Source organism: Thauera sp. 27 (genome assembly GCF_000310125.2).
Lineage (GTDB): Bacteria > Pseudomonadota > Gammaproteobacteria > Burkholderiales > Rhodocyclaceae > Thauera > Thauera mechernichensis.
On the sequence record NZ_AMXB01000080.1, the window covers coordinates 1 to 5,416 of the forward strand.

The following is a 5,416-nucleotide window of genomic DNA, read 5'->3' on the forward strand; positions in this document are numbered from 1 at the left end:
CAGCCGCGAGCCTTTCCGGGCGGCTGCGATGGGCCGCGTCGCCTTCAACCCCTCGCGGCTCGCGCCGCTCCTACGGGGAGAACTACGCGCTGGCTTTGCTGTAGGAGCGGCGCCAGCCGCGAGCCTTTCCGGGCGGCTGCGACGAGCCCCATCGCCTTCAACCCCTCGCGGCTCGCGCCGCTCCTACGGGGAGCGATGCGCGCTGGGTCTGCTGTAGGAGCGGCGCCAGCCGCGAGCGCTACGAGGGGTGGCGCCAGCGCAACGCCAGCAGGCCCAGGCCTACCAGGAGCAGGGTTCCGGGGGCTGGAACCTGACGATGCTCGAGAAGGCCATAGAACTCATCGACGAGCGTCACCGCGTAGACACCAGGATTCGCGAGCGCAAAGCGGTGCTCCTGGAAGCCCGTCAGCAACCCGGTACCGGAAGCAAAATCGAACAGCGTCGAATCCAGGTTATCGAGGGCGTAGCCGAAACCGGAATCGTATGTGGCCCCTGCCGAGTCAAACGACACCATCTCATCACCGATGAAGACGCGATGGCGGGTCAGCAATTGCCAAGCGTCGAACACCTCACGCACCGATCCGCTCGAAGGGCCAGTCGCCATGCTCGTCGCCACGGCGGCCACGGGGTCATCGGGCGTCGCAGAGAACACGACCTCGCTATCGATATCCCCATTTGCAACCGACAGGGCACGCGCCTCTGCACTCAACGTCGCCGCCCCCTGGACAAGACCCGGCCCAAGGGTCGTAACCAGCGGCTGGGCGATATGGATGCTCGAAGCGAGCGAGCGCCCGGGATTCGTCGGGTCGGTCACCGCGAAGTTCAACCCGTACTCAAGGGCGCCAACAATCTCTACGATTACGTCCCCAGCGGGACCGACAACGATCTCGAACGAGCGAACGGTGCGAATGCCAGATCCGTCCTCGCCCCCGCCGATCTCCGACCTCGCATAGCCCGCTTTATCATCCCACTGTACATACAGCAAGGCGCCGAGCCCTGCCGCCGTGCCAAACGTACCACCCCATGGAAGCGCCTGCGGCGCAATGTCTGCCGCCGAGCCAGATGCGATTGTCAATGACACCCAGTCCGCATGAGCCCGCGTCGCCACCATGCTCGTCATCGACAACACGGTCGCAATCAACGCCAGTTGCAATCGCTTCACGGGAAACCTCCACAAGAGAGACCGAGCAACGGAAATTCAATCTAGTAACCAAGCACTTGACCGTCAAGGACATTCCCGGGGCGCACCCGTCGAACCGCGGTCGGCGGGGCCTTGCTGTGGGGGCAGCGCTCTGCTGTAGGAGCGGCGCAAGCCGCGAGCTCTTCCGGGCGGCTGCGATGGGCCCCGTCGCCTTCAACCCCTCGCGGCTGGCGCCGCTCCTACGGGGGAGATGCGCGCTGGCTTTGCTGTAGGAGCGGCGCAAGCCGCGAGGGGTTACGCAAATTCAGGTGCAGCCCTACCCGATCTAGTCACCCGGTTCAGCCGGTACGTCGGCTACGGCCATCAGCGCCGCCTCGAAAGCGGCGTCATCGGCACGCCAAGCACGAGCCTGAAGATAATCCTCGGCCGCCAACGCTGCGGGTTTCCGGCAAGAGCGGTCGCCACCAACTGGTTCAGCGACGTCCCTTCTCTTTCGGCATAGATACGCGCATTGCGGTGGATGGACGCCCGGCAAACCATATCCAACACAGCGACATGCCAAGGGCCTAGTGTGCTTTATCTTCCGTTTTCCGAGGCGTCGCTACTTGGCAATACCAAGGAATACGGCCAAAGACCGCTCAACCTCCACCAGTGCATCGACATCAATGCGCCCGAAGGTTGGCCCCACCTTATCGCGGTTTACGGTCATGGCCTTGTCCACCATGACCTGTGAAGGCTTCTGCAAGCCGTTCCCGGCGTCCAGCTGAACCGTGATGCGCAACAAGGGCGCCGCAACAAGCGTACTCGTCACCGGCAGCACGGTCACGGTGGCGTGCTCGTCGAACTGGTCAGCCTGGATCACCAAGGCGGGTCTTGGCTTGCCGAAGTCGCCTTGCATGGCGATGGTGACAAAATCGCCTCGCCTCATTCCGTCCAGCCGTCCAGATCGGCCAAGGCTTGATCCATGAAGTGCTGCATATCGGCATCGGCTTTGTCCGCCTCAGCGGCAAGGCGCGACTGACGACGGCATTCCTCCGCAAAGCCGGGACGGCGCGTATCCGGCACCCAGATTTGCACCGGGCGCAACCCCGCCATGCGAAGGGCGTCGCGGTGCTTCTGAACCCTTGAATTGACGTGTGCCATGCTGGCCTCTCTTGTGTTACATGCAACACTTTACGGCCTTTGATTGTTACATGCAACGATGTTGGCGTACGATTTCTTCCGCTTCGTCTGCCCCCCTACAGTGCGATCAAACGCCTGGGTTTGCTGTAGGCGCGGCGCAAGCTGCGAGCCTTTCTGGGCGGCTGCGATGGGCCGCGTCGCCTTCAACCCCTCGCGGCTGGCGCCGCTCCTACGGGGGACACCCGCGGCGCCTGGCTTCGCTGTAGGCGCGGCGCAAGCTGCGAGCCTTTCCGGGCGGCTGCGATGGGCGGTGTCGCCTTCAACCCCTCGCGGCTGGCGCCGCTCCTACCGGGGAGACCCGCGGCGGGGGGTTTGCTGTAGGAGCGGCGCAAGCCGCGAGCCTTTTGGGGCGGTGGCGATGGGGCGTGTCGCCTTCAACACCTCGCGGCTGGCGCCGCTCCCACAAGAGACCCGCGGCGGTTCGGTTTGCTGTAGGAGCGGCGCAAGCCGCGAGGCTTGTTGAAGCTGACGCCAGCCAGCAGCCACACTACCCGCGTCGTTCACCCGTCGATAACTCCAAAGGCATCGGATCGGGCGAGTCGCCACGCAGCGAGAGGTGTTCAAGAGGAAAACGCCGGAAGGAGCGCACGAAGCCATAAGACACCTCGTCCTCCAGCCTTACACTGCCGCGGGCATCGATACCGGCCGCCCGAATCAGATCAACCAGCGCCTGTACGCTCTTGCCCACGGACGGGAGCGCGTCCCCACGAAATGTCGGCACCAGTGCGAGCAGGTCCAGCGTGTAACGCTCGCCCTCCAGCAGCTCACGATCAGGATTCAAGCGCGCATAAAGCCCCGACACATCGGGCGAAAGACGGGCGTGCAGCTTCTTCTGCTTGCTGCGGGTGGCGTCGAGAAGGCTGTTGAAATCGTCCGGAAAGGCAGCACGCACATAGCGTTGAGCCAACCAGGTGACCAGCAGGTCGAGGTCCGCCTGCAGGACCACGCGCGTATCATCCGGCATGCGGTCGGCCAGCACCGCGCGGTCGACAAAGAGCCGGTCCCACGGCAAGAACTGAAACCAGACCTCGTTGCCCTCCTGCCGAATCGGCATGTGCAAACAGCGAGGATGTTTCCCGGCAGCGCAGTGTCCCCGTCGTTTCAGGGCGGCATCGTCCTCGGCCCGCAATCCGACAAGGATCTCCGCGTACGGCTCGCCCTGAAGCGATTCATGCGTCAGATCGCAGGATTGGCTCACCACCAGGCCGATCAAATCGCCTGCGGGCTCCCCCTCAAGGTAACGCGCGCCCAGCAACGCGTTGTCGTCGCAGCGCAAAACGCTGCCCTGCTGCCAGCCTCTATCCGCAACCTGCCTCCCAAGCGCCGCCATCGATCAACGGCCCTCAGCGAAAAGGGTCGGCAAAGGTGCGCCTGGCCGCCATCTCGCGCTCCATCGCAAGACGGCCGCCTGCAAACTGAATCGCGGCCAGATCCAGTGGGTCGGCACGCAGCAGGTCGAACAGGCTCTTCTCGTAGATCACCGGTGCGGTCATCGCCGTACCCGGCACACCAAACCCCGACCGCTCCCAATCGAGCGCAGCGCGACGCAGCATGTGAATACGGGCCAGCTTCGCCGGCCGGGGTGCCGCACCATCGCGCCACGCATAAACAGTCGGTCGGGTCACAGGGCCGCAAATCTCGGCGATCTGCGCCGTATTCAATCCGAACACGCGCGCAATCAGATCAAGATCAGCCGCCACACCCAAGCCCGTCCGGCCCGGGTCACGCGCCAGGTCCGGGCGCGGAAGCGACGGAAGAACGCGCAGCCTGTCGGCCCCGCCCGATGGGTCCGAGAAGAAGCACATCACGACCCCGCCGCTCGGCCGGGTGACGACAGTCGCCCGTCCAAGCTCGGCTCCGCCGGCAACCAACGCCAGAAACCCCTGCGGCGCGCCTGCAAACCCGCTTCGCATCAGTTCCATCGCTGTGTCCTCGCAAACTCCGTCGTCACTTTCCAAAAAGCCTCTCGGGCCGGCTCGTGCAGCCGGTCGAGCCGACTGCGCGCGGCATCGACATCGAAGGGCACGCCTTCGGCCTCTGCCACTTCCCAGTAGTGATCAAAATCCAGCACCGCGACGGGCCGATCGTTGGGCACCTCGACCTTAAGCGGCAGATCGAACTGCCCCAGCAAGTCGGGCATCATGCCCAGCCCGTGCACACCGGCCAGCGCCCGCACCACGAGCGCCCCTGCCGTGGTCTGCACCACCGTCTCGCTCAAGTGCCGCATGACCATGTCGCCGTCGGCGGCCAAGGGCGAAAACGGCAGCAAGGGCGCCGCGACATAGTGCTCCAGCAATTCATCCGGCATCGGTACGACGGCGTCATTGTAGCGCAGCCCCACCCGATGCAAGCTCGGCGGGCACAGGGTTTCAACCAACGCCTCCACCACAGCCAGGCAATCTTTCGCAAACCCCTCGAAGCGCGGGTACATCGTCGTGGCGTAGGCAATCCGATCCACCTCCAGATGCACTGCCGCCCCTGCCTCCGGCGCCCGCCAGATCACATACGGCGCCGGCATGATCGTGACCCCCGCGTCGCCAAGCTGCACTTGCTGCGCCACGCCCTCGGTCACGTCCGTAAAGCGTCGCGCCATCCGCTCCTTGAGCGCCACCAACGCAGCCGGCTCGAACGCCACCCGCCCGAAGCGGAACTCCGCCAGCACCAAGGTCAGCGGCTGCCGTTCAAGCTTCGGATAGCCCCCATCGCGCACCATGTCACCCTCCCCTCTGCGAAGCGCTTCTATACACAAAACTATACACACTTCGGCCAAATTTGCCGGGAGAGTTCTTCCAACCCCTCGCGGCTGGCGCCGCTTCTACAGTGCGACCAAGCGCCTGGATTTGCTGTAGGAGCGGCGCAAGCCGCGAGCTTTTCATCGAGCCCACCCAGGCCGTGTCGCCTTCAACACCTCGCGGCTGGCGCCGCTCCCACAAGAGACCCGCGGCGGGGGGCTTGCTGTAGGAGCGGCGCAAGCCGCGAGCTTTTTGGGGCGGCTGCGATAGGCCATGTCGCCTTCAAACCCTCGCGGCTGGCGCCGCTCCCACTGGGGCGGGGGACCCGCGGCGGGGGGGGTTGGTGTTGGGGGGGGGCAAA

At 65.0% G+C, this 5,416-nt stretch carries 6 protein-coding genes; all 6 read right to left on the reverse strand.

From position 1 onward, the window contains the following. Positions 1-238: 238 nt before the first annotated feature. Positions 239-1,162 carry a PEP-CTERM sorting domain-containing protein gene (locus tag B447_RS21330; RefSeq protein WP_004248963.1) on the reverse strand — a complete coding sequence of 308 codons (924 nt, stop codon included), beginning with the start codon at positions 1,160-1,162 and terminating at the stop codon, positions 239-241. Between the two features lie 580 nt (positions 1,163-1,742). Beyond that, positions 1,743-2,069 (reverse strand): type II toxin-antitoxin system PemK/MazF family toxin, encoded by a 327-nt coding sequence (locus B447_RS21335; RefSeq protein ID WP_004248965.1) that lies wholly within the window; start codon positions 2,067-2,069, stop codon positions 1,743-1,745. After that, positions 2,066-2,284 (reverse strand): antitoxin MazE family protein, encoded by a 219-nt coding sequence (locus B447_RS22410; RefSeq protein ID WP_004248967.1) that lies wholly within the window; start codon positions 2,282-2,284, stop codon positions 2,066-2,068. The genes B447_RS21335 and B447_RS22410 overlap by 4 nt, the downstream gene beginning before the upstream one ends. 526 nt (positions 2,285-2,810) lie before the next feature. After that, positions 2,811-3,653 carry a hypothetical protein gene (locus tag B447_RS21345; RefSeq protein WP_051018845.1) on the reverse strand — a complete coding sequence of 281 codons (843 nt, stop codon included), beginning with the start codon at positions 3,651-3,653 and terminating at the stop codon, positions 2,811-2,813. A gap of 13 nt (positions 3,654-3,666) precedes the next feature. After that, the gene (locus tag B447_RS21350; RefSeq protein WP_004248971.1) at positions 3,667-4,245 is read right to left on the reverse strand and encodes a hypothetical protein; all 579 of its coding nucleotides are present in this window, start codon (positions 4,243-4,245) and stop codon (positions 3,667-3,669) included. After that, positions 4,236-5,036, reverse strand: coding sequence for a TIGR04255 family protein (locus B447_RS21355; RefSeq protein ID WP_004248972.1), 801 nt, complete (start codon positions 5,034-5,036; stop codon positions 4,236-4,238). Before B447_RS21355 ends, B447_RS21350 begins: the two co-directional genes overlap by 10 nt. Between the last annotated feature and the right edge of the window lie 380 nt (positions 5,037-5,416).